A 22,507-nucleotide genomic window follows, 5' to 3' on the forward strand; every position below is an offset into this window, starting at 1 on the left:
AAAGGAACACAGAAATGGCTAAAGCAAACACAGCTGTCCGTGTACGTAAAAAAGTGCGCAAGTCTGTTAGCGAAGGTATCGTGCACGTGCACGCTTCGTTCAACAACACCATCATCACTATCACCGACCGTCAAGGCAATGCACTGTCTTGGGCTACCTCTGGCGGCGCTGGTTTTAAGGGCTCGCGCAAAAGTACACCCTTTGCTGCTCAGGTAGCAGCAGAGCACGCTGGTAAAGTTGCCCAAGAATACGGTGTGAAGAACCTCGAAGTTCGTATCAAGGGCCCGGGTCCGGGTCGTGAATCCGCTGTTCGCGCACTCAACGCGCTGGGTTTCAAGATCACCAGCATCTCCGACGTGACGCCGGTACCGCACAACGGTTGCCGTCCGCCCAAAAAACGTCGTATTTAATTCGGAGAGTGTGAGAACATGGCACGTTATATCGGCCCGAAATGTAAGCTCGCTCGTCGTGAAGGCACCGACCTTTTCCTGAAGAGCGCGCGTCGTGCACTGGATTCCAAGTGCAAACTGGACACCCCTCCTGGCCAGCATGGCGCTCGTAAGAGCCGCCTGTCTGACTACGGTGTCCAGCTGCGTGAAAAGCAGAAAATCCGCCGTATCTATGGCGTACTCGAGCGTCAGTTCCGCAACTACTTTGCGGAAGCTGTGCGTCGTAAAGGCTCCACTGGTGAAAACCTGCTGAAGCTGCTCGAGGCCCGTCTGGACAACGTTGTATATCGCATGGGCTTTGGCTCCACTCGTGCAGAAGCACGTCAGTTGGTAAGCCACAAGGCTATCGTTGTGAACGGCCAGGTAGTTAACATTCCGTCTTTCCAGGTTAAAGCTGGTGACGTTGTGTCTGTCCGCGAAAAGGCCAAGAAACAGGCCCGTATCGTAGAAGGTCTGGCTCTGGCTGAGCAAGGTGGTTTCCCTACTTGGGTGTCGGTTGACTCCAAGAAGATGGAAGGCGTCTTCAAATCTGCTCCGGAACGTTCCGAACTGTCTAGCGATATCAACGAACAACTCGTTGTGGAATTCTACTCCAAGTAATCGCTAGCTCTTAGGGAATGACTATGCAAAACAGCGCTTCGGAATTTTTGAAACCTCGTCTGATTGACGTGCAGCCGGTCTCCGCGACCCATGCACGCGTATCGATGGAGCCGTTCGAGCGTGGGTACGCCCATACTCTGGGAAACTCGCTGCGCCGCATTCTGCTGTCGTCGATGCCGGGCTTTGCTCCTACCGAAGTGACTATCGCTGGCGTTTTGCATGAGTATTCCGCACTTGATGGCGTGCGTGAGGATGTCGTAGACATCCTCCTCAACCTCAAGGGCGTAGTGCTTAAGCTGCATGGTCGTGACAGTGTTGTGCTGACCCTGAAAAAGGAAGGCGAAGGCGCTGTCTTGGCTGGCGATATCGAGTTGCCGCATGACGTGGAAGTGATCAATCCGGAACACGTGATTGCTCATCTCTCCGTTGGTGGCAAAATCGACATGGAGATCAAGGTCGAAAAAGGCCGTGGCTATCAGCCTGTGTCTGTTCGGTCCATGCATGAAGAAAACCGTTCCATCGGTACCATTCAACTGGATGCTTCCTTCTCGCCGGTTCGCCGTGTGAGCTTTGCAGTGGAAAGCGCCCGTGTTGAGCAACGTACCGACCTCGACCGCCTGGTTCTCGATATTGAGACCAATGGCGTCATCGAACCGGAACAGGCCGTGCGTAATGCTGCACGTATTCTGATGGATCAGCTGTCGATCTTTGCTGACCTCCAAGGCACAGCGGTTGAAGAAGTCGTTGAAAAGGCGCCGCCGATCGATCCGATCTTGCTGCGTCCGGTAGACGATCTTGAACTGACGGTTCGTTCGGCCAACTGCCTGAAGGCAGAGAACATTTACTACATCGGCGATCTGATCCAGCGTACTGAAACCGAGCTTCTGAAGACTCCGAACCTCGGTCGCAAGTCGCTGAACGAGATCAAAGAAGTTCTCGCTTCGAAGGGCCTGACTCTCGGCATGAAGCTCGAGAATTGGCCTCCGGCTGGTCTGGAAAAGCCGTAAGTTTGAGACTAAAGGACATTAACAATGCGTCATCGTTACAGTAATCGTAAACTGAACCGCACGACCAGCCATCGTCTGGCGATGCTGCGCAACATGGCGAATTCGCTGCTGAAGCACGAAGTTATCGTGACCACGCTGCCGAAAGCCAAGGAACTGCGTCGTGTGGCCGAGCCGCTGATTACGCTCGGCAAAAAGCCGTCTCTCGCCAACCGTCGTCTGGCGTTTGACCGCACTCGTGACCGCGATATCGTGGTTAAACTCTTCGACGAACTCGGCCCGCGCTTCTCCGCCCGCAATGGTGGTTATGTGCGTATCCTGAAGTACGGTTTCCGCAAGGGCGACAACGCCCCGATGGCTCTGGTAGAGCTGGTGGATCGTGCTGAAGATGCCGTCGCAGTCGTAGATGACTCCGCTGAGTAATTTTCAGTGAAGTTGTGAAAAAAGCCAGCGTAAGCTGGCTTTTTTCATTTCTGAGTCTGTTTCGCAGGCCAGAATCCCTTGTCGGGCAGCTCAAACCGGGCTGGTGGCCGGCCGATTTTCACACGAGACTAATCAAGTCTGATGTTTCGACCGCCGGGCATGACCGCTATGCTCTGTTATCTATTCAGAAGGTGTAGCGTGATTCTACAACTTCCACCGCAGCACCCAGTTCCAGTATCCCTTCACTGCGGGCGACAAGGTTGACTCCAAAGCAGATGCCTTCGGGCAGCTGGCGGGTGCGAATCAGCGTGTGCATTGGCTCGTTGTCGCTGGAGAATTCACCGGTTTGTGGATCGACTGTGGTCAACTGGCAGCGGGTACATGGCTTTGCCACATCAAACAGGATGTCGCCAATGCGAATGACGCTCCAGTCATCTTCTTCATAAGGCATGGCGCCATCGATAACCAGATTCGGGCGGAAGTGGCGCAGGCTGACCGCCTGAGGCAAGTCCTGATTCAAGGCATCCAGCGAAGCCTGATTGACTAGCAGATAGGGGTAGCCGTCAGCAAACGACATTGGCGTATTGCCAGATTGCAGGGTGCGGCGGGAGTGCATGCCGAGCCACAGCAATTTGCAAGGAATGCCCATGTACTGGCTAAACCAGCCATCCACATGACTGTCACCGTGCAGCGCGCTGAATTCATCCTTCCAAACTGCAGTGACAACCGGCAGGGTATAAACCTGGGTCATGGCCATCACAGCTGGCATGCCGGGTGCTTTAAGCAGCATGCCGCCCGGAATCAGATCCATTTCAATCAGCACCATGCGCGGAAATTCGCGCGCGGTAAGAAAGCGGCCTTCCGGTGTGACCAGCAGCCATTCGCGGTCGTGCAGCAAGCCTTGCTGGCTGGCATAGGCACGGCTATAGCTAATACCACGGGCCGATTTCATCGGATGCACGAACATCTGGCTCAGTTGCATGAAAACTCCGCTAAAAATGGTGGTTTGCCGCTCATGCTAGCATTGCTGGCCAGCTCTGGCACTGGTGTGATCCTGCAGAAAGCGCCATAAGCGCTCATCCTGGCTGTAGGCAACATTGAAGCGTAGCCAGTGGCTGGCTTCACCGTAGGGGCGGAACAGGTGCCCCGGTGCCAGCAGGATATCCTGTTTCAAGGCTTGCTCGGCCAACTGCATGGTATCAATGGGCTGTGGCGGCCTGGCGCACAGGAACAGGCCGTTGCTGGGGCGGGTAAACAATTGCCAGTCCAGTGCCAATAAGCGTTCGGCTGCAAGAAACTGTGCTTCGGCCAAGCGTGACTTCAGTTTTTCCACCTGTCGCCGGTAGCGGCCTTCGTTGAGCATTTCCAGCACCACTCGCTCATTCAGCTCCGGTGTGGTCAGGCCGGACATCATTTTGTAGCGCAGCAGCTTTTCCACACTATCCGCCGGGCAGGCAATAAAACCCACGCGCAAGCCTGGCGACAGCGTCTTGGAAAAACTGTCAATGTAGATGACACGACGCAGGCCATCCAGTGCGGCCAGCGTGGGTTGGCGGCCATGGGTGAAGTCCCCCGAAACATTGTCTTCCACCAGCAACAAATCGTATTGCTCGGCCAGCTTGAGCACCTGATGCGCCGTTTGTACCGAATAACTGGCACCGGTAGGATTTTGCAGCCAGGGATTGGTGAAGAAGGCGCGCGGTCGGTGAGTTTCGAGTAAGGCCTGCAAGGTGGGGATGTCAGGTCCTTGCTCGGTCCAGGGGACGCCCACCAGGTTGAAGCCGCGAAATGCCAGGCAGGACATGAGATTGCAATAGCCGGGATCGTCTACCAGTATGGTATCGCCGGGGCGTAGCAGCGCGCAGGCCACCATATCCAGCGCTTTGCTGGCCCCCTGTGTCAACAGGATGTCGTCCCCCTGTACTGGTACACCTTTTTCTGCCAGTTGCTGTGCCAGCTGCCGGCGTAGCACCGGATAGCCTTTGGGGTCGCCATAGCGCAGATTCATATCACCATGCCGCGCCAGTGCACGCAGGGCTTTCTGTTGCGCTTCGATGTCATACCAGGCGGAGGGCAGCCAGCCACAACCGGCCTGCAATGCCTGTTCTGAATGCTCGTATACATTGCGCAGCAGCCAGTGCTCATCGATGGGCAAGTCTTCCAGACGCGCTGCCTGGCGCAGCGTACCGCTGCGTTGGCGCACTTCCACGTAAAAGCCCGAACCCGGACGCGAACGCAGATAGCCCTGTGACAACAGGCGGTCGTAGGCTTCAACCACGGTAAACGGGCTGACACCATTATCCGTGGCGAAGCGGCGTATCGAGGGAATGCGCGTGCCGGGCCGCCAGTGACCGGCATCGATGGCATGGCTAATGGCGCTGACAATGGCGTCGACCAGGGTCTGGCCGGCTTGTGGACTGATGCTCAGGCTGGTCATGGTTGCTTTCCACGGGAGGCAAGCAGGCAGCTAACCGCTGTGCTTGCTGAACTGTACTGGTGAATTTACCGATACGGTCATGACAAATATCTGCATAACTGTACCTGTAATTGTATTGGTGTGATGACTAAATTGTCAGACATCAGGCAGAGACGACTGCCGTCAGGAGGAAGAACACATGACCGAACTCAATATGGATGCATTCTGGATGCCGTTTACGGCTAACCGCCATTTCAAGAGCGCACCGCGCATGCTGGTGAGCGCTGATGGCATGTACTACAAGGACGACGCTGGCCGCGAGATCATGGACGGCTGTGCCGGCCTGTGGTGTGTGAATGCTGGTCACAATCGCAAGCCCATCGTCGAAGCCATCCAGAAGCAGATTGCCACCCTGGACTATGCGCCGCCCTTCCAGATTGGCCATCCCAAGGCCTTCGAGGCAGCGGAAAAGCTGGCGGCCATGGCGCCCCAGGGTCTGTCCAAGGTGTTCTATGTCAACTCCGGTTCCGAAGCTGCCGACACCGCGTTGAAGATGGCGGTGGCCTATCACCGCGTGCGGGGCGATGCCGCAAGGGTCAAGCTGATCGGTCGCGAACGTGGTTATCACGGTGTCAACTTCGGCGGTATTTCGGTGGGCGGCATTGCCGGCAACCGCAAGCTGTTCCCGGTGGCCTTGCCGACGGTAGATCACCTGCGCAGCACCCATGACCTGGCCCGCAATGCCTTTACCCGTGGTGAGCCGGAATTCGGTGCCGAATTCGCCGATGAGCTGGACGCCCGCATTACCACCCTGCACGACCCGTCCACCATCGCGGCAGTGATTGTCGAGCCGATGGCCGGCTCCACCGGCGTGCTGATTCCGCCGAAGGGCTATCTCAAGCGCCTGCGCCAGATCTGCGACAAATACGGCATTTTGCTGATTTTTGATGAAGTGATTACCGGTTTTGGCCGATTGGGTGCGGATTGGGCTGCCAACAAATTCGATGTGCTGCCCGACATCATCACCTGCGCCAAGGGCCTGTCCAATGGCGTGGTGCCGATGGGCGCGCTGCTGGTCAAGCCGGAAATTCACGATGCCTTCATGGCGGCTGCCGCCGACCGTGCCATCGAGTTCCCGCATGGTTATACCTATTCGGCACACCCGCTGGCCTGCGCTGCCTCGATTGCCACGCTGGACTTGTACCAGGAAGAGGGCTTGTTCCAGCGCGCCGCCGCCTTGTCCGGCCTGTTCGAAACCAAGGCGCACCAGCTTAAGAGCGTGAAAAACGTCAAGGACATCCGTAACCTGGGCCTGGTCGCCGGCATCGAACTGGACAGCCGTCCGGGTGCGCCGGGTGCGCGTGGCTTCGATGTCTTCCTCAAGTGCTGGGAAGCCGGCGTACTGGTGCGCTTTACCGGCGACATCATCGCCGTCTCGCCGCCGCTGATCATCAGCGAAGCCGAAATCGACCGCTTGTTTGCCGTGATTGGCGACGCTATCCAGGCCACGGCCTGAACGTATACCTCCAGAAAGACCGGACAGGATTCAAGATGAAAACCATTGCACATTTTATTGGCGGCGAACTGTATCAGGGCCAAAGCGGCCGTGTGGCCGATGTTTACAATCCGGCACTGGGCGAAGTGGTGGCGCAGGTCGGTCTGGCCAGTGTGGATGAAGTGAATGCGGCGGTCGCCAACGCCCGTCGCGCTTTCCCTGCCTGGGCTGAAACCTCGCCACTGAAGCGTTCGCGAGTGATGTTCAAGTTCAAGGAGTTGCTGGAAGCCAATCAGCGCAAGCTGGCCGAAATCATCTCCGCCGAACACGGCAAGGTGGTGTCGGACGCACTGGGTGAAGTCACCCGTGGTCTGGAAGTGGTGGAGTTTGCTTGTGGTATTCCGCAGCTGCTCAAGGGTGAGTTCACCGAGCAGGTGGGCAGCGGTATCGACAGCCACTCCATGCGCCAGCCGCTGGGGGTGGTGGCCGGTATCACGCCGTTCAACTTCCCGGCCATGGTGCCGCTGTGGATGCTGCCGGTAGCCATTGCCTGCGGTAACTGCTTCATCCTGAAACCGTCGGAGCGCGATCCGTCTGCCGCCCTGTTCCTGGCGGATCTGCTGCAGCAAGCCGGCTTGCCGGATGGTGTGTTCAATGTGGTGCATGGTGACAAGCTGGCCGTGGATACACTGTTGACCCACCCGGATGTGTCCGCCATCAGCTTTGTTGGCTCCACGCCGATTGCCCAGTACATCTATGAAACCGGTGCTCGCCACGGCAAGCGTGTGCAGGCGCTGGGTGGTGCCAAGAATCATATGGTGGTGATGCCGGATGCCGATCTGGATGGCACGGTGGAAGCACTGATGGGCGCTGGCTACGGCTCTGCCGGCGAACGCTGCATGGCCATTTCCGTTGCGGTGGCGGTGGGCGATGTAGCCGATCAACTGGTCGAGCGCCTGAAGGCGCGTGCCGCCACGCTGAAAATTGGCGTGGGGGCCGATGCCGCCGCCGAGATGGGCCCGCTGGTTACCCGTCAACATCGCGACAAGGTCAAAGGCTATGTCGACCAAGGTGTGGCCGAAGGCGCAACATTGTTGCTGGATGGGCGTGATTACCAGCACCCGGGGCATGAGAACGGTTTCTTCCTCGGCCCCTGCCTGTTTGATCACGTCACCCCTGACATGACCATCTACAAGGAAGAAATTTTCGGGCCGGTATTGTCGGTGGTACGGGTGCCGGATTTTGACAGTGCGGTCAATCTGATCAACGCCCACCCCTATGCTAATGGCACGGCCATCTTTACCCGCTCCGGCGGTGCGGCGCGCGAATTTTCCCACCGCATCCAGGTGGGCATGGTCGGCGTGAATGTGCCGATTCCGGTACCGATGGCCTTCCACAGCTTTGGTGGCTGGAAAGCCTCGCTGTTTGGCGACCACCACATGCACGGTCCGGAAGGGGTGCGTTTCTACACCCGCATGAAGACCATCACCAGCCGCTGGCCGGAAAAGCTGACTGCCGAATTCGTGATGCCCACCATGAAATAAGGACGACCCAGAGGCGGAGCCTGCGGGCTACCCATCTCTTTTGACCCGGCCCGAGGCCGGGTTTTTTTATGTCTGGTGTGGTCGCCCTGGTGGTAGAAAAAGCCGGATTTGATGAAATTGAGGATGTATTCTGAAAGATGCTCTTCTAATTTGAAATATATCCATGGGTAAACCCCTGTGGCGAGTGGCCTGCATCGCGGTAGAATGACGTCGTACTGATATTTAGAGCAGTTGCTTGCTAGAAACACTGCCAACGGGACCAGAGAGAAAACCATGAAAACAAATACCGGAATGAGCTTGCGCGCTCGCCTGATCGCCTGGCTATTGCTGGTGGCCTTGCTGATCTGTGCCTTGAGCGGGTTGGCGCTATACAACCAGCGCAATGCCATGTTGCAGGACAGACAGGACAAGACGCGCAATCTGACGGAAAGCGCGCTGGGCGTCATCAGCAGTTATGAAGCGCTGGAAGCCAGTGGCAAGCTGAGTGAGGCGCAGGCCAAGCAGATGGCGGCCACCACCTTGATGGCCAGTCATTACGACAAGAAAGAATATTTCTTCGGCTACGACCAGAACTGGAACTACGTCATCCACGGTGCCAAGGCCGCCATGCTGGGCAAGAATGTCCAGGGGCTGAAGACGCCGACCGGTGTCGATCTGGGGCAGTTGTTCATCGATACGGTCAGCAAGGGCAATGGCCAGGGTTTTGCTGAATATGTGTGGGACAAGCCCGGCTTTGATCAACCCCAGCCGAAGATTTCCTACCTGATGACCAGCGCGCGCTGGCATTGGGTGATTGGTACCGGCATTTACCTGGATGATGTCCGTGCCGCCTTCATGCAGCAGCTGTGGCTGACGCTGCTGGAGGTTGGCGTCATTCTGCTGTTGTTGCTGATTGCCGGGGTGTTCCTGATGCGCAGCATCCTGGGACAGCTGGGGGCCGATCCTGGCGATACCATGCGCGTGGTGCGCCGTATTGCCGATGGCCATCTGGATACCGTGGTGCCCTTGCAAGCCGGTGACAAGAGCAGCGTGATGGCCGCCGTGGCCGACATGCAGCAGCACCTGAAGCAACTGGTGCGTGAGATTGCTGACGAGGCTGGTCGCCTGTCGCAGATGAGCTCCGATGTGGCGCGCCGCTCCGATGCCGTGGTCAGTGGCTCTGACCAGCAAAGTGAGGCTGCTGCGGCCATGGCGGCTTCGATCGAACAGCTCACGGTCAGCATCAATCATATTTCCAGCCATGCCCAGGATGCGCGCAATCTGTCGCAAGAGTCAGGCCGCTTGTCGCGGGAGGGTGGCGAAGTGATTTCCAGCGCGGTGAGTGAAATGCACCGCATCAATGAATCGGTGGATCAGGCGGCGGTCACGATTGCCGATCTGGCCAGCAAGACCCAGACCATTTCCAGCATCATGCAGGTGATCAAGGATATTGCCGACCAGACCAATCTGCTGGCGCTCAATGCGGCCATCGAAGCAGCACGCGCCGGAGAGATGGGCCGTGGCTTTGCCGTGGTGGCCGACGAGGTGCGCAAGCTGTCCGAGCGTACTGGCCAGGCGACTCAGGAAATCGCCGGCATGATCCAGGAAATCCAGACCAGCTCGGACCAGTCGCGTGCTTGTATGGAAGAGGCGGTAGGACGAGTGAAAACCGGTTTGCAACTGGCGGTGCAGGGGGGCGAGGCCATCTCGCATATTCGCGACAGCGCCACCGGGGTGGTGGATGTGGTGAACGAAATTTCCCATGCGCTGAAAGAGCAGGGCAGTGCCAGTACCGAAATTGCCCAGCAGGTGGAACTGATTGCCCGCAGCGCCAGCAGCAATGCTGCCGAATCCGCTGGCACTTCGCAGGAAGTGCAGGCCATGCACACCCTGGCGGATGATCTGCGGCAGCTGGTCTCCCGCTTCCATGTCTGAGTCTGGTGATCCAAACAGAAAAGCCCTCGCAGGAGGGCTTTTTCTATGATGCCGCCTGCTCGGGCGGGCGGCTGCTTTGCCGCCGCTGCCAGGCCCCCAGGCCGATGGCCAGCAGTAGCAGGGCGATGCAGCTGCCGATCACCGGCTGGTTGCCGCGCTGCATATAGGGAGTGAGGCCCTGATAATCCTGCACCATGCCTTCCAGTACCTGCTGGGTAAAGGGTGCGGCCACGCTGGCGATCTCGCCATCCGGGCGGATGATAGCGGTCATGCCGGTATTGGTGGCACGCAGCATGAAGCGGCCGGTTTCCAGCGCCCGCGCCTGGGACAGCTGCAGATGCTGGCTCATCGCCACGCTTTTGCCGAACCAGGCCAGATTGCTGACATTGGCCAGTATGCCGGCCTGTGCCGCCGGGCCGATCAGCTCTTCACCAAAGCTGTCTTCATAGCAGATATTGAAGGCGATCTTGTGGCCGGCCAGCAGTAGCGGAGCCTGGTTGGCACCGCCGCGGCTGAAGCCGGACAGTGGCATGTTCATGTACTGGTAAATCCAGCCGATCAGCGCCGGCAGCGGAATGAATTCGCCAAAAGGCACCAGATGGTCCTTGGCGTAATAGGGCTGGGCGGTGTCAGTGAGGGTGACCACCGCGTTCAGGTAGCCCCGGCCGTCGTTGGTGCGGCGTGGGATACCGGTGGCGAGTGCCATGTTCTTGCGGCGGGCATCGCCGGCGATCATGGTGAGATAGCCGGAAGGCAGGTCGTCCAGGAATACCGGCAGTGCGGTTTCGGGCAGGATCATCACCTCGGCCTGCGTGCTGGCCACCTGCTGGTAATAAATCTTCAGGGTTTCCTCGAAGGTAGCCGGGTCCCATTTGATGGCCTGGGCAATATCACCCTGGGCCAGTGCCACCCGGTAGGGCTTGCCCGTCGGGGTGGTCCAGTTGATGGATTGCAGCCAGAAACCACCACTCCACAGCAGGGTGATGCCGACCACGGCGGCCATGCGTTGCAGGCGGTTGCCACTGGCGACCAAGACCAGTGCGCCGGCGGTAAGCGCCACCAGATAGCTGGCCAGGTGGACGCCACCAATGGGAATGAAGCCGGACAGCGGGCTTTCCGTTACCTGCGAATAGCCGATGGCCCCCCAGGGAAAGCCGGTCATCACCCAGCTGCGCAGCCATTCGCCCAGCTCCCACAGCGCGGGGAAGGCGAGCAGCCAGCGCACCCAGGGCCGCTGATCGATGCGCGTGGTCAACCAGCAGGCAAGGCCTGGCCAGATGGCCAGATAGGCGGGCAGCAGCAGCACCAGCGGCGCGGCCAGCAGCGCGGGCAGGCCGGCGACATCGTGCAGGCTGTGGTAGATCCAGTTGAAGTTGCTGGTGTAGGCCGCCACGCCCCAGACATAGCCTGTGCGGAAGGCGAGCTGCGGGTTGCGTTGCACCAGTTGTGCCAGCGCCGCCAGCGACAGCGGCAGCAGACCGTACAGGCGGTACGGCGCAAAGCCGTACAGGGTCAGGGTGCCGGCGAGGGCGGCGGCAATCAGCACAAACAGGGTGCGCATGTCAGTCGTGGCTGCTATCGGTGGTATTGGGGTGCAGACGTTCCACCAGCAGGGTCTGCAGGCGGCGGCTGTCGGCACGCAATACGGTGAAGCGCAGCGAGCCGGATTCCACGGTTTCACCACGCTTGGGCAGGTGGCCGATCAGCGAAATCACCAGGCCGCCTACGGTATCGACGTCGTCGTCGGCATAGTCGGTGGCGAAGTATTCGTTGAAGTCGGCCACTTCGGTGAGGGCGTTCACGCGGTAACGCTGGTCGCGCACCGGTACGATATTGTTGTCGTCTTCTTCGAAGTCGTATTCGTCTTCGATATCGCCGACGATCTGTTCGATCACATCCTCAATGGTCACCAGACCGGACACGCCGCCGTATTCGTCCACCACGATGGCCATGTGGTTGCGGTTGGAGCGGAATTCGCGCAGCAGCACGTCCAGCGGCTTGGATTCCGGCACGAACACGCCGGCGCGCAGCGTGGCGCGCAGATCGAAGGTTTTGGGCGCATGGAAGTAATGCAGCAGATCCTTGGCCAGCAGAATGCCCAGCACGTCGTCCTTGTTGTCGCCGATGACCGGAAAGCGCGAGTGACCGGTGCGCAGCACATCCGGCAGCAGGCGCTCGATGGGGTCGTCGATACGGATGACGTCCATCTGGCTGCGCGGAATCATCACGTCGCGAGCGGTCAGGTCACTGACTTCCAGCACGCCTTCGATCATGGCCAGCGCTTCAGCGTCCAGCAGATTGCGTTCAAAGGCGGAGTGCAACAGGGTAATCAGCTCCTCGCGGTCTTCCGGTTCGCGCAGGAGCATGGCGGACAAGCGTTCCAACAGGCTGGGCTTGTGTTTACTGGGGTCTTCCATGGGGTTAGCGTTTTTCCTCTAGATAGGGATCGGGATATCCTAACTTCGCAAGAATGACAGTTTCAAGCGTCTCCATGATTTCCGCTTCTTCGTCATCCTCGTGATCATAAGCTTGCAAGTGCAGCATGCCGTGTACCAGCAGGTGGGCATAGTGGGCCATCAGGTCCAGTCCTTGCTCGGCGGCTTCTTTTTCCACCACCTCGGTGCACAGCACCAGATCGCCGAACAAGGGCAGGCCGGCGACATTTTCGCCTTCATTCAGCGCAAAAGACAGCACATTGGTGGCGTAGTCCTTGCCACGGTAGGTGTTGTTGAGGCTACGGCCTTCCTCGCTGCCTACCAGCAGGATGCTGACCTGGGCCTGTTTTACATCAGCTTGCAGGGCGGCCTGGCAGCAACGGCGGATCAGTTTGTCGTCCGGCAGCAGCTGTGCCTGGCTGCGGTCTTCCAGTGTCAGCTGCAGGCGGGCGGCTAGGCGCGGCAGCGGATTATTTCGCTTGGCTTGTTTCATCGTTCTTCAATTGATAGTGATCGTAGGCATCGACGATTTTCTGCACCAGCGGATGGCGCACCACGTCTTCGCTCTGGAAATGGTGGAAATGAATGCCACGTACCTGGCCCAGGATCTTTTCCACTTCCACCAGCCCGCTTTTCTGATGACGCTGCAGGTCGATCTGCGTCACGTCGCCGGTAATCACCGCACGCGAGCCGAAGCCGATGCGGGTGAGGAACATCTTCATTTGCTCCGGCGTGGTGTTCTGCGCCTCGTCCAGAATGATGAAGGCGTTGTTGAGCGTGCGGCCGCGCATATAGGCCAGCGGCGCGATTTCGATCAGGTTCTTCTCGAACAGCCGGGTGACGCGGTCGAAGCCCATCAGATCGTACAGGGCGTCGTAGAGCGGGCGCAGATAAGGATCGACCTTCTGGGCCAGATCGCCGGGCAGGAAGCCCAGTTTTTCGCCAGCTTCCACCGCCGGGCGCACCAGCACGATGCGCTTGATAGCATCGCGCTCCATGGCATCCACCGCGCAGGCCACGGCCAGATAGGTCTTGCCGGTACCGGCCGGGCCGATGCCAAAGGTGATGTCATGCTGGCTGATGGCCTTGATATAGCCGCTCTGGCGCGGGGTACGGCCACGCAGATCGCCACGGCGGGTCAGCAGCACGGGTACATCGGCATCCTGCTGCTCGTGCTGGCGTACTTCCACCAGTTCCAGCTGCACGTCGTCGATGGAGATGTCGCGCTTTTCCGCCAGCAGATACAGCCGGGTCAGGCTGTAGACCGCCAGATCGGCGTGTTCGCCGCTGCACTTGAAGTGCTCGCCACGGCGCTGGATCTGCACATCCAGACCGGTTTCGATCTGCTTGAGGTTTTCGTCCAGCGGACCGCACAGACGGGCCAGCCGTTCATTGTCGACCGGATTGAAACTGAGAGGAGTGGTATTCATCGTGTAGGCGAAAGAGGGTTCAGTGGCTGAACAGCAAGGCAAACCAGAAACTGGCTTCCAGAACAAGCAGCACGCAGGCCAGCAGGGTCAGCAGCATGAACAGGCCATTGCGCAGGCCAGCCAGGGTGAGCTTGTCCAGCAAATACAGCAGCACGGCATACAGCCCCAGCGTGCCGCCAATGGCCGCCGGGCCGGTCAGCAGCAATAGCGAGCGGCTACCCCAGCCGCCATTCACGCCGGGCTGGCCCAGCAAGAGGCTGGGCAGCAGCAATAGCGGCAGGGCGATGAGGCAGGCCAGGGCAGCCCGGCGGGCATGCCGGCTGAGCGGACGGGGTGCCAGCAACAGCTGGCTAGCGGGGTTCTGGTTCAAGGAGCAGGCTCCACTGCAGTATCGGCCAGCCCTTCCAGCCCGGGGGCAGTTATGCTGGGGTGGAATTCGGTGATGTCATAACGCGCCAGCCCGGCCAGGGCGAACGGGTCTTGCGCCAGTCTTTGTTGTAGGGCCTGCCGTTCACCACGCGCCAGAATGATGCCGCCGGTGCGTGGTTCCTTGCGGCCGGAGGCGAGAAACAGCCCGTCGGCGTAGCACTGTTTCAACCACAGCACGTGCTGTGCCAGCTGGGCGTCGATCTCTTCCAGCGGGGCGATATAACTGAGTGCAACAATAAACATGACGGGCCTTTGCGCGAGGGCTTTACGCGGTTTCTTGAGTCAGGATTTCACCCATCAGCGAGTGCGGACGGGCATCGGTAATCACCACATCCACCATCTGCTTGAGTAGGCGCGGCTGGCCGACAAAATTCACCACCCGGTTGTTGGCGGTGCGGGCTGCCAGCATGTTCGGGTCTTTCTTGGAGATATTCTCCACCAATACGCGCTGCACGCTGCCGACCATGCTCTGGTTGATGGCATAGCCGCGTGCCTCGATCACTTCGTTCAGTGCTTCCAGCCGCCGCACCTTTTCCGTGTGCGGGGTGTCGTCGACCAGATTGGCCGCCGGCGTGCCGGGACGGGCGCTGTAGATGAAAACATAGCTGAAGTCGAATTCCAGGTCTTTGACCAGCTTCAGTGTCTGTTCGAAATCAGCCTCGGTTTCACCGGGGAAGCCGACAATGAAGTCGGATGACAGGCACAGGTCCGGGCGCAGCGCGCGCAGCTTGCGGATGATGGACTTGTATTCCAGCCCGGTATAGCCGCGCTTCATGGCGCTGAGGATGCGGTCGGCGCCGCTCTGCACCGGTAGATGCAGATGCGAGACCAGCTTGGGCAGCTTGCCATAGCAGTCGATGATGCGCTGGGTGAACTCGCGCGGATGGCTGGTGGTAAAGCGCAAGCGCTCCACGCCCGGCATTTCGTGCACGTATTCCAGCAGCAGGGCGAAATCGGCGATCTCGCCATCCGCCATCAGGCCGCGATAGGCATTGACGTTCTGGCCCAATAGGGTGATTTCCTTCACCCCCTGCTGGGTGAGGCCGGCGATTTCGGTCAGCACGTCTTCAAACGGGCGCGATACTTCCTCGCCACGGGTGTAAGGCACCACGCAGAAGGAGCAGTATTTGGAGCAGCCTTCCATGATGGAGACAAAGGCCGCCGCACCGTCGACCTTGGCCGGCGGGATGTGGTCGAATTTTTCGATCTCGGGGAAGGAAATATCCACCTGGGCCGCGCCGCTGTACTGGCGGGCGCGGATCATCTCCGGCAAGCGGTGCAGGGTTTGCGGGCCGAACACCACGTCGACATAAGGCGCACGCTTGACGATGGTGTCGCCTTCCTGGCTGGCCACGCAGCCACCGACGCCGATGATCAGGTCGGGGCGGGCTTCTTTCAGCGGACGGATGCGGCCGAGGTCGGAAAACACCTTTTCCTGGGCTTTTTCCCGCACGCTGCAGGTGTTGAACAGGATGACGTCGGCTTCTTCGGGATTGTCTGTCTTGATCATGCCTTCGGCATCGCCCAGAACGTCGACCATTTTGTCAGAGTCGTATTCGTTCATCTGGCAGCCGAAGGTCTTGATGTATACCTTCTTCATTGCTACGCGGATTCCAGCTGGTTCATGGGGTGGGCCTTACTGCTGACGCTGCTGCAGCAGCGCGATTTCAGCCTCGCTCAGCACCCAGATACGGTTGATATTGCCTTGCAGATCCAGCGTGATGCCGACTGTCTGTCCCACCAGGGTGGGCAACTGGCCGGTGAGCACGAAGCGGTTGTCACCGTCGAAAATGCGCAGGCCGGGCGCGGTGGCATAGCTCTGACCGGAGGGGATCAGCGTCGCCAGCAGCGCGCGCAGCAAGGAGCTTTCGCTCTTCACGAAAGTGACGGTGTTGTTGTCCACGCTGGAGATGGTGCCGGCCAGGATATTGGCGGGCAGCAGTCTGTTCACGGCCATGGCTGGCAGTGACAGCAGGCAGAGCAAGAGGGCGATGATGAGTGTTTTCATAATCAAATGAATGTGTTGGCCGATTTTAGCACAGCCGGCTTGCTGGCGCAGGGGACTTGTCGGCAGCGCGCGCGCGGAGTTTTCCTGCTGCGGTGCGACAAGGACAAGCAGGAATCCTTGCCGGACAAGGGGCTGATGATTTGTGCGCTGCAACTACATGGCGAGCGTCCTTGGCACCGCCGTGGTGCGTGCTACTGGCTAAAGCGCGCCGTTGGCTGGCAGTCTTGCACCACGGTGTGGTTTTTTTTCGCTGCCATGTAGTTGAAAACTTACATTTATTGCGTGTTGTGCTTCCACCGACATGCCGGCTCTGCTATAAGTTCACCCAATTGCTGAGTACGTTTTAGCCTCTAATGAACAGCAGCCTGCCACTGCCTGCGCCCGCCGTGTCAAATGACACCGCCGCGCCTGGCCAAGTTGGTGGCGCTGCGCCTGGAAAGACAAGACATGAGCCGAGTTTTGCTGATCGGTAGCGTCAACATGGACCTGGTGGTGGAAGCGGACAGCTTTCCGCGCCAGGGTGAAACCCTGTTTGGCCACCGCTTTGCCACTTATCCCGGCGGCAAGGGCGCCAATCAGGCGGTGGCCGCCGCCCGTCTGGGGGCCGAAGTCAGCCTGATCGCCTGCCTGGGCAAGGACGCTTTTGGCGACCAATTACTAGCCGGCCTCAAGAGCGAGGGTATCGATACCCGCTGGATCAGCCGTGTGGATGAAGCCACCGGCATGGCCAGCATTACCCTGGCCGGTGGTGACAATGCCATTCTGGTTGTACCCGGCGCCAACCACGCGCTGCTGCCGGCGCAGCTGGACGCCGCCGAGCAGGCCTTCATCGACGCCGACGTGGTACTGGCCCAGCTGGAAGTGCCGCTGGTCACGGTAGAGCATGCCGCCATGCTGGCCGTGCGCCACGGCAAGCCCTTCATTCTGAATCCGGCACCAGCGCAGCCCTTGCCGGAAAGCTTGCTGCAGCAGGTCAGCCTGCTGACCCCCAACGAATACGAACTGGCCGTCGCCCTGTCCAGTCAACAGCCCTGGCAGCAATTGCTGGCCGGCCGTCCTGGCGGCATCGTGATGACCCAGGGCAGCCAGGGTGCCAGCTATGCCGACGCCCAAGGCAGCCTGCAGCAGATTGCCGGTTTCCCGGTGGTGGCAGTGGACAGTACCGGTGCCGGCGATACCTTTAATGGTGCGCTGGCGGCATTCTGGAGTATGGGGCTGGCCGCAGCGGTAGGGCGTGCCAATGCCGCTGCCGCACTGTCGGTGACCCGGCGCGGTGCGCAGGGCGGCATGCCCACCCTGGAATCGCTGCAACAATTTCTGGAACAACAGTCATGAAGAAACTGGGACATCTGAACCGCGACATCGCGCGGGTACTGGCCGGCATGGGGCATACCGATAGCCTGGTGATTGCCGACTGTGGCCTGCCGATTCCGCCCGGGGTGGAGTGCATCGACCTGGCGCTGGCGCTGGGCGAGCCGGGTTTTGCCCGGGTGCTGGACAGTGTTCTGGCTGATTTTCAGTGCGAACGCGCGGTGTTTGCCGACGAGTGTCGCGCACACAACCCGGCGGTGGTGGACACCGCCGCTGCCCTGTCACGGCAGGGTGTGGCGCTGGAGTGGATCAGTCATGAAGAATTCAAGCAACGCTGTCAGGCTGCGCGGGTGGTGATCCGCACCGGCGAGTGCACACCCTACGCCAATGTGATTTTGCATTCCGGCGTGATTTTCTGAGGGGCGGCGCATGAATGTCGTAATGCAGGGCATCAGCAAGGCTTTTGGCCCGGTCCGCGTGCTGGAAGAGGTCGACTTTGCCATTGCCGGCGGTGAGATTCACGCCCTGATGGGCGAAAACGGTGCCGGCAAATCCACGCTGATGAAAATCCTCAGCGGGGTATACCGCAGCGATGGCGGCTCCATCCGCATTGATGGCCAGCCGGTGGAGATTCGCTCCACCCGTCAGGCGGAAGCCTGCGGCATTGCCATCATCCATCAGGAATTGAACCTGATTCCGCAGCTGTCGGTGATGGAAAACCTGTTCCTCGGCCGCGAGCCTTCCCGTTTCGGCGTGATCGACAGCGCGCGTATGCGACGCGAGGCATCGGCGCAGCTGGCGGCGCTGGGGGCTGGCAATATCGACCCGGAATGCGAAGCCGGCCTGCTGTCCATCGGCCAGCAGCAGATGGTGGAAATCGCCAAGGCGCTGGCCATGGATGCACAGCTGCTGATCATGGACGAACCGACGGCAGCACTGACCGAGCGCGAGATCGACACCCTGTTCGGCCTGATGCGGGCGCTGAAGGCGCGCGGCGTGGCGATCGTGTACGTGTCGCACCGCATGGAGGAAATCTTCCGCATCTGCGACAAGATCAGCGTGTTGCGCGATGGTCGTTTTGTCGGCGAGCGGGTGATTGCCCACACCGACTTTGATGAAGTGGTGCGCATGATGGTGGGGCGCGAGATTGGCGACCGCTTTCCCAAGCGCACCGTGCAGCCGGGTGCCGTACGCCTGCAGGTGGACGGGCTGGCTGACGAGCGTCATGTGCGCGACATCAGCTTTGCCGTGCGCGCCGGCGAAGTGCTGGGCGTAGCCGGGCTGATGGGTGCCGGGCGCAGTGAAATCCTCAAGACCCTGTTTGGCCTGAACCGCCGCAGCGCAGGGACGGTGCTGCTGGACGGACAGCAAGTGGAGCTGGGCAGCCCCGGTGCGGCCATTGCGGCCGGGTTGGCTTTTGTGACGGAAGACCGCAAGAGCCAGGGCCTGGTGCTGGGCATGTCGGTACGCGAAAACGCCACCCTGGTCCATCTGCCGCAGTATGCGCGGCTGGGCGTGGTATCGGACGCTGCCGAGCAGCAGGCAGTGGCCGGGCTGATCGAGCAATTGCGCATCCGCACCCGCGACGCCGAACTGGAAGTGAAATCGCTGTCTGGTGGCAATCAGCAAAAAGTGGTGTTTGCCAAATGGCTGGCACAGCCGCCCAAGGTGCTGTTGCTGGACGAACCCACCCGCGGGGTGGATGTGGGCGGCAAGGCCGAGATTTATCACATCATCAACCAGCTGGCTGCCGCCGGTGTTGCCATCGTGATGGTGTCGTCGGAGCTGCCGGAAGTGATGGCCATGAGCAACAGCATCCTGGTGATCCATGAAGGTCGTCAGACCGGTCTGTTCGAGGCGGCCAGCGCTACCCAGGAAAGCATCATGGCGGCCGCCACCGGCACCGCGCATGCCGCCTGATTTCAGAGCAAGGAATACACAATGACTCCAAAACAAAAAGCCACCCTGCAGCGTCTGGGCCCCTTTATCGCCCTGGTGCTGGTGTCGGTGGGACTGGCCGTGCTCAGCCCGGATTTCCTCACCGTGGCCAATCTATTGAACGTGATGCGTCAGGTATCGATCAATGCGCTGATTGCCTTCGGCATGACGCTGGTGATCCTGCTGGGCGGCATCGACCTGTCGGTCGGTTCCATTCTCGCCCTGTCCTCAGTCGCCATCGCCACGCTGATCCAGGCGGGCGTCAACCCGATGCTGGCTACCCTGTTGGGTGTAATCGGTGGCGGGCTGATGGGCCTGTTCAACGGGCTGGTGATCAGCAAGGGCAAGGTGGCCCCGTTCATCGCCACCCTGGCATCGATGACCATTCTGCGTGGCCTCGCGCTGGTGGTGTCCGGTGGTAGCCCGATTACCGGTTTCAACAGCGATCTGTTCTCCATGCTGGGCGGCGGCTATGTCGCCGGCCTGCTGCCGATTCCGGTGCTGTGGATGCTGATCATGTTCGGCCTGTTTGCCTTCCTGCTGAAGAAAACCGTGTTTGGCCGGCATGTGTACGCCACCGGTGGCAATGAAGAAGCCGCCCGCCTGTCTGGCGTGAAGGTGGACCAGATCAAGCTGTGGGTCTACACCCTGTCCGGTGCCATGTCGGCCATGGCCGGCGTGGTGCTGACCTCGCGGCTGAATTCGGCCCAGCCTACTGCCGGCAGCGGCTACGAGCTGGATGCCATCGCTGCCGTGGTATTGGGCGGCACCAGCCTCACCGGTGGCCGCGGCTGGATCTTCGGCACGCTGATGGGCGCGTTGCTGATCGGCGTGCTGAACAATGGTCTTAATCTGCTGGGGGTATCGTCCTTCTATCAGCAGGTGATCAAGGGCGTGGTCATTCTGCTGGCGGTGCTGATCGACCGCAGCGGCAAGAAGTAAGTACTGGTTTTCGCATCAACAATGGCCCTGTGCCAGGGCCAGTCAACGCAAGCTAAATCATTAATCAGGGAGACTCACCATGAATCGCATTCTTCACCCGCTGCTGGCCAGTCTGCTGGTATTCGGCATTGCCGCCTGTTCCAAGCAAGGCCCGGACAGTGCCGCACCGGCTGCCGCCAGCGCCCCCGCTGCTGCTGCCGCTGATGGCCAGGTGACCGTAGGCCTGGCGGTATCCACCCTCAACAATCCTTTCTTTGTTTCGCTGCGCAAGGGTGCAGAAGACGAAGCACAGAAGGATGGCATCAAGCTGATTACCGTGGATGCGCAGGACGACCCGGCCAAGCAGCAGGCCAGTGTGGAAGACCTGATCCAGAAGAAGGTCAGCGTCATCCTGATCAACCCGACCGACTCCGCCGCCGTGGCCAATGTGGTGAAGGAAGCTACTGGCAAGGGTATCAAGGTGGTATCGCTGGACCGTAGCGTGAACGGTGCCGAAGTCAGCGCCCACATTGCCTCGGACAACGTGGCTGGCGGCAAGATGGCTGGCGAGTTCCTGCTGCAAAAGCTGGGTGGCAAGGGCCGTATCGTCGAGCTGGAAGGCATTGCCGGTTCGTCTGCCGCCCGTGAGCGCGGCGAAGGCTTCCACAAGGTGGTGGATGGCAAGGCCGACGTGAAACTGCTGGCCAAGCAGCCGGCTGATTTTGACCGTGCCAAGGGCCTGTCGGTGATGGAAAACATCATCCAGGGCAACAAGGACATCCAGGGTGTGTTTGCCCACAACGACGAAATGGCACTGGGCGCGCTCAAGGCCATTCAGGCGGCGGGTCTGAAAAACGTGGTGGTGGTGGGCTTTGATGCCACGGCCGATGCCGTTGCCGCAGTGAAAGCCGGCACGCTGGCCGCCACCGTGCAGCAGCAGCCCGAGCTGATCGGCCAGTATGGCATCCAGACGGCCAAGAAGCTGGCTGCCGGCCAGAGCGTGGACAAGTTCATCCCGGTGCCGCTGAATCTGATCAAGCAGTAAACCAGCCCTCTGCCGGAGCGGGGCTGCCTCACTCCGGCTGGCTTGTAATACAATTGCTACATCGCGCATAACCCCCGCTGCTGTCATGGTTGCCGGGGGTTGTTGCCATCTGTGATCAATTCCTGACAGGAAAGCCCGCCGTGACTGCCTACAAGCGTCTCACCATCGATGATATTGCCAGTCTCGCCGGCGTCTCGCGCACCACGGCCAGCATGGTGCTGAACGGCCATGCCGAACGCTACCGTATTGCACCGGCCACGGTGGAGCGAGTGGAAAAAGTGGCGCGCGAGCATCACTTCAACCCGTCGCAGTCGGCGCGCTCCCTGCGCAGCAAGCGCAGCAACAGCATTGGGCTGGTGATTCCCGATCTGACCAACTCGGCCCATGCCGCGCTGGCCCAGGCCATGGAAAACCTGTGCCGCGCCCGCGATTACCAACTGGTGCTGGTCACCAGCGATGAGGACCCGGCACGAGAGGCCGAAGGCATGGCGCATCTGGTGGCGCGCCAGGTAGACGGCATGGCGGTGGTGCCCTGTAGCAGCGATGCTGCCCGCTATCAGCCGTGGACCACCCGGCTGCCGCTGGTGTTTGTCGACCGGCGCATTGACGGCAGTGGCATACCTTCCGTGGTGACCGATGCCACCGATACCGTGGCACGGCTGATCGGCAGCAAGCTCGCGCAGGACGTGCGCGAGGTGGTGTATTTCGGCGGCCAGCCCACGCTGTCGCCCAGCCGCGACCGTCTGGCCGGCTATCGTCAGGCCTTGCAGTCGCACGGGCTGGCCGAGCAGGCGCACTGGGTGCAGGAGCGCGATTTCCAGCGCGCCTCCGGTTTTGACATGATGCAGCAGTGGCATGCCCGCGAAGGGCGCTATCCGCAGGCGCTGTTTACCGCCTCCATCACCTTGCTGGAAGGGGTGCTGTCCTTCATGAGCCAGACCCACCGTCTGCGCGAAGCGCCATCCTGTCTGATGACCTTCGACGATCATCCGTTGCTGGACTGCCTGCCGATTCCGGTGGATGCCATCGTGCAGGATGGCCAGGCCATGGCGGATCAATGCCTGCAACAGATCTTTTCCCTGTTGCAAGGCCAGCCACCGGCCAAGGCCGATGTGGCGATTCCCGCCAGAATCACCAGCCGTTAA

At 60.1% G+C, this 22,507-nt stretch carries 23 protein-coding genes; 13 read left to right on the top strand and 10 right to left on the bottom strand.

All coding sequences use genetic code 11. From position 1 onward, the window contains the following. The first annotated feature begins 14 nt into the window (after positions 1-14). From rpsK to rplQ, 4 genes are read left to right on the top strand one after another with little or no spacing between them, the layout of a single operon-like run. A complete protein-coding gene (gene rpsK / locus FAZ30_RS07365) occupies positions 15-410 on the top strand; it encodes a 30S ribosomal protein S11 (RefSeq protein ID WP_008955659.1) in 396 nt (131 codons plus the stop codon). Between the two features lie 18 nt (positions 411-428). Then, on the top strand, positions 429-1,049 hold the full coding sequence (rpsD, locus tag FAZ30_RS07370; RefSeq protein ID WP_059284783.1) for a 30S ribosomal protein S4: 621 nt from the start codon (positions 429-431) through the stop codon (positions 1,047-1,049). A 23-nt stretch (positions 1,050-1,072) separates the two neighbouring features. Next, entirely contained in the window at positions 1,073-2,056 is a 984-nt protein-coding gene (locus FAZ30_RS07375; protein ID WP_059284782.1) for a DNA-directed RNA polymerase subunit alpha, read from the top strand. Positions 2,057-2,080: 24 nt separating this feature from the next. Continuing rightward, positions 2,081-2,476 carry a 50S ribosomal protein L17 gene (gene rplQ / locus FAZ30_RS07380; RefSeq protein WP_103522826.1) on the top strand — a complete coding sequence of 132 codons (396 nt, stop codon included), beginning with the start codon at positions 2,081-2,083 and terminating at the stop codon, positions 2,474-2,476. A gap of 184 nt (positions 2,477-2,660) precedes the next feature. Here the strand turns inward: rplQ and FAZ30_RS07385 are convergent, their stop codons facing one another. Both FAZ30_RS07385 and FAZ30_RS07390 read right to left on the bottom strand, forming a co-directional pair. After that, entirely contained in the window at positions 2,661-3,458 is a 798-nt protein-coding gene (locus FAZ30_RS07385; protein ID WP_137009175.1) for an MOSC domain-containing protein, read from the bottom strand. A gap of 36 nt (positions 3,459-3,494) precedes the next feature. Beyond that, a complete protein-coding gene (locus FAZ30_RS07390) occupies positions 3,495-4,913 on the bottom strand; it encodes an aminotransferase-like domain-containing protein (protein WP_124644165.1) in 1,419 nt (472 codons plus the stop codon). Between the two features lie 178 nt (positions 4,914-5,091). Between FAZ30_RS07390 and aptA the strand changes: the two genes are divergently transcribed. The 3 genes from aptA to FAZ30_RS07405 all read left to right on the top strand — a co-directional run bounded on the left by aptA (position 5,092) and on the right by FAZ30_RS07405 (position 9,845). Beyond that, positions 5,092-6,408 carry an omega-aminotransferase AptA gene (gene aptA / locus FAZ30_RS07395; protein ID WP_124644166.1) on the top strand — a complete coding sequence of 439 codons (1,317 nt, stop codon included), beginning with the start codon at positions 5,092-5,094 and terminating at the stop codon, positions 6,406-6,408. A 35-nt stretch (positions 6,409-6,443) separates the two neighbouring features. Beyond that, positions 6,444-7,931: a CoA-acylating methylmalonate-semialdehyde dehydrogenase gene (locus tag FAZ30_RS07400; protein WP_124644167.1), complete on the top strand. Its 1,488-nt coding sequence runs from the start codon at positions 6,444-6,446 to the stop codon at positions 7,929-7,931. A 273-nt stretch (positions 7,932-8,204) separates the two neighbouring features. Then, a complete protein-coding gene (locus FAZ30_RS07405; RefSeq protein ID WP_124644168.1) occupies positions 8,205-9,845 on the top strand; it encodes a methyl-accepting chemotaxis protein in 1,641 nt (546 codons plus the stop codon). Between the two features lie 43 nt (positions 9,846-9,888). Here FAZ30_RS07405 and lnt read toward each other — a convergent pair whose 3' ends face one another. Genes lnt through FAZ30_RS07445 form a run of 8 tightly spaced genes read right to left on the bottom strand, consistent with a single transcriptional unit; the run spans position 9,889 to position 16,147 of the window. Then, the gene (gene lnt / locus FAZ30_RS07410) at positions 9,889-11,406 is read right to left on the bottom strand and encodes an apolipoprotein N-acyltransferase (RefSeq protein ID WP_124644169.1); all 1,518 of its coding nucleotides are present in this window, start codon (positions 11,404-11,406) and stop codon (positions 9,889-9,891) included. 1 nt (position 11,407) lies between these two features. Next, a complete protein-coding gene (locus FAZ30_RS07415) occupies positions 11,408-12,262 on the bottom strand; it encodes a CorC family transporter (RefSeq protein WP_124644170.1) in 855 nt (284 codons plus the stop codon). A gap of 4 nt (positions 12,263-12,266) precedes the next feature. Then, the gene (ybeY, locus tag FAZ30_RS07420; RefSeq protein ID WP_124644171.1) at positions 12,267-12,773 is read right to left on the bottom strand and encodes an rRNA maturation RNase YbeY; all 507 of its coding nucleotides are present in this window, start codon (positions 12,771-12,773) and stop codon (positions 12,267-12,269) included. After that, positions 12,751-13,710, bottom strand: coding sequence for a PhoH family protein (locus FAZ30_RS07425; protein ID WP_124644172.1), 960 nt, complete (start codon positions 13,708-13,710; stop codon positions 12,751-12,753). Before FAZ30_RS07425 ends, ybeY begins: the two co-directional genes overlap by 23 nt. Before the next feature lie 19 nt (positions 13,711-13,729). After that, positions 13,730-14,080: a hypothetical protein gene (locus tag FAZ30_RS07430; protein WP_124644173.1), complete on the bottom strand. Its 351-nt coding sequence runs from the start codon at positions 14,078-14,080 to the stop codon at positions 13,730-13,732. Then, entirely contained in the window at positions 14,077-14,382 is a 306-nt protein-coding gene (locus tag FAZ30_RS07435) for a YciI family protein (protein ID WP_124644174.1), read from the bottom strand. Before FAZ30_RS07435 ends, FAZ30_RS07430 begins: the two co-directional genes overlap by 4 nt. A 22-nt stretch (positions 14,383-14,404) precedes the next feature. Next, positions 14,405-15,739, bottom strand: coding sequence for a tRNA (N6-isopentenyl adenosine(37)-C2)-methylthiotransferase MiaB (gene miaB / locus FAZ30_RS07440; protein WP_124644175.1), 1,335 nt, complete (start codon positions 15,737-15,739; stop codon positions 14,405-14,407). Positions 15,740-15,775: 36 nt separating this feature from the next. Then, a complete protein-coding gene (locus FAZ30_RS07445) occupies positions 15,776-16,147 on the bottom strand; it encodes a hypothetical protein (RefSeq protein WP_124644176.1) in 372 nt (123 codons plus the stop codon). Positions 16,148-16,594: 447 nt separating this feature from the next. Between FAZ30_RS07445 and FAZ30_RS07450 the strand changes: the two genes are divergently transcribed. From FAZ30_RS07450 to FAZ30_RS07475, 6 genes are all read left to right on the top strand, one after another. Beyond that, positions 16,595-17,482 carry a ribokinase gene (locus tag FAZ30_RS07450; RefSeq protein ID WP_124644177.1) on the top strand — a complete coding sequence of 296 codons (888 nt, stop codon included), beginning with the start codon at positions 16,595-16,597 and terminating at the stop codon, positions 17,480-17,482. Continuing rightward, complete coding sequence (gene rbsD / locus FAZ30_RS07455; protein WP_124644178.1) at positions 17,479-17,877, top strand: D-ribose pyranase; 399 nt, start codon at positions 17,479-17,481, stop codon at positions 17,875-17,877. The genes FAZ30_RS07450 and rbsD overlap by 4 nt, the downstream gene beginning before the upstream one ends. 10 nt (positions 17,878-17,887) lie before the next feature. Next, positions 17,888-19,378, top strand: coding sequence for a sugar ABC transporter ATP-binding protein (locus tag FAZ30_RS07460; protein WP_124644179.1), 1,491 nt, complete (start codon positions 17,888-17,890; stop codon positions 19,376-19,378). A gap of 21 nt (positions 19,379-19,399) precedes the next feature. Beyond that, positions 19,400-20,338 (top strand): ABC transporter permease, encoded by a 939-nt coding sequence (locus FAZ30_RS07465; protein WP_124644180.1) that lies wholly within the window; start codon positions 19,400-19,402, stop codon positions 20,336-20,338. Between the two features lie 79 nt (positions 20,339-20,417). Then, positions 20,418-21,362, top strand: coding sequence for a ribose ABC transporter substrate-binding protein RbsB (gene rbsB, locus FAZ30_RS07470; RefSeq protein WP_124644181.1), 945 nt, complete (start codon positions 20,418-20,420; stop codon positions 21,360-21,362). A 140-nt stretch (positions 21,363-21,502) separates the two neighbouring features. Continuing rightward, positions 21,503-22,507 carry a substrate-binding domain-containing protein gene (locus tag FAZ30_RS07475; RefSeq protein WP_137009177.1) on the top strand — a complete coding sequence of 335 codons (1,005 nt, stop codon included), beginning with the start codon at positions 21,503-21,505 and terminating at the stop codon, positions 22,505-22,507.

The organism is Aquitalea aquatilis (assembly GCF_005155025.1).
GTDB lineage: Bacteria > Pseudomonadota > Gammaproteobacteria > Burkholderiales > Chromobacteriaceae > Aquitalea > Aquitalea aquatilis.

What these genes read in the sequence shown, in the direction of transcription:
- FAZ30_RS07405 (WP_124644168.1), top strand. Translation starts at nt 8,205, where the DNA reads ATGAAAACAAATACCGGAATGAGCTTGCGCGCTCGCCTGATCGCCTGG.
- FAZ30_RS07435 (WP_124644174.1), bottom strand. Translation starts at nt 14,382, where the DNA reads ATGTTTATTGTTGCACTCAGTTATATCGCCCCGCTGGAAGAGATCGAC.
- FAZ30_RS07385 (WP_137009175.1), bottom strand. Translation starts at nt 3,458, where the DNA reads ATGCAACTGAGCCAGATGTTCGTGCATCCGATGAAATCGGCCCGTGGT.
- FAZ30_RS07375 (WP_059284782.1), top strand. Translation starts at nt 1,073, where the DNA reads ATGCAAAACAGCGCTTCGGAATTTTTGAAACCTCGTCTGATTGACGTG.
- rbsB (WP_124644181.1), top strand. Translation starts at nt 20,418, where the DNA reads ATGAATCGCATTCTTCACCCGCTGCTGGCCAGTCTGCTGGTATTCGGC.
- rplQ (WP_103522826.1), top strand. Translation starts at nt 2,081, where the DNA reads ATGCGTCATCGTTACAGTAATCGTAAACTGAACCGCACGACCAGCCAT.
- FAZ30_RS07450 (WP_124644177.1), top strand. Translation starts at nt 16,595, where the DNA reads ATGAGCCGAGTTTTGCTGATCGGTAGCGTCAACATGGACCTGGTGGTG.
- FAZ30_RS07460 (WP_124644179.1), top strand. Translation starts at nt 17,888, where the DNA reads ATGAATGTCGTAATGCAGGGCATCAGCAAGGCTTTTGGCCCGGTCCGC.
- FAZ30_RS07425 (WP_124644172.1), bottom strand. Translation starts at nt 13,710, where the DNA reads ATGAATACCACTCCTCTCAGTTTCAATCCGGTCGACAATGAACGGCTG.
- ybeY (WP_124644171.1), bottom strand. Translation starts at nt 12,773, where the DNA reads ATGAAACAAGCCAAGCGAAATAATCCGCTGCCGCGCCTAGCCGCCCGC.
- lnt (WP_124644169.1), bottom strand. Translation starts at nt 11,406, where the DNA reads ATGCGCACCCTGTTTGTGCTGATTGCCGCCGCCCTCGCCGGCACCCTG.
- aptA (WP_124644166.1), top strand. Translation starts at nt 5,092, where the DNA reads ATGACCGAACTCAATATGGATGCATTCTGGATGCCGTTTACGGCTAAC.
- rbsD (WP_124644178.1), top strand. Translation starts at nt 17,479, where the DNA reads ATGAAGAAACTGGGACATCTGAACCGCGACATCGCGCGGGTACTGGCC.
- rpsK (WP_008955659.1), top strand. Translation starts at nt 15, where the DNA reads ATGGCTAAAGCAAACACAGCTGTCCGTGTACGTAAAAAAGTGCGCAAG.
- miaB (WP_124644175.1), bottom strand. Translation starts at nt 15,739, where the DNA reads ATGAAGAAGGTATACATCAAGACCTTCGGCTGCCAGATGAACGAATAC.
- FAZ30_RS07465 (WP_124644180.1), top strand. Translation starts at nt 19,400, where the DNA reads ATGACTCCAAAACAAAAAGCCACCCTGCAGCGTCTGGGCCCCTTTATC.
- FAZ30_RS07415 (WP_124644170.1), bottom strand. Translation starts at nt 12,262, where the DNA reads ATGGAAGACCCCAGTAAACACAAGCCCAGCCTGTTGGAACGCTTGTCC.
- FAZ30_RS07445 (WP_124644176.1), bottom strand. Translation starts at nt 16,147, where the DNA reads ATGAAAACACTCATCATCGCCCTCTTGCTCTGCCTGCTGTCACTGCCA.
- FAZ30_RS07400 (WP_124644167.1), top strand. Translation starts at nt 6,444, where the DNA reads ATGAAAACCATTGCACATTTTATTGGCGGCGAACTGTATCAGGGCCAA.
- rpsD (WP_059284783.1), top strand. Translation starts at nt 429, where the DNA reads ATGGCACGTTATATCGGCCCGAAATGTAAGCTCGCTCGTCGTGAAGGC.
- FAZ30_RS07390 (WP_124644165.1), bottom strand. Translation starts at nt 4,913, where the DNA reads ATGACCAGCCTGAGCATCAGTCCACAAGCCGGCCAGACCCTGGTCGAC.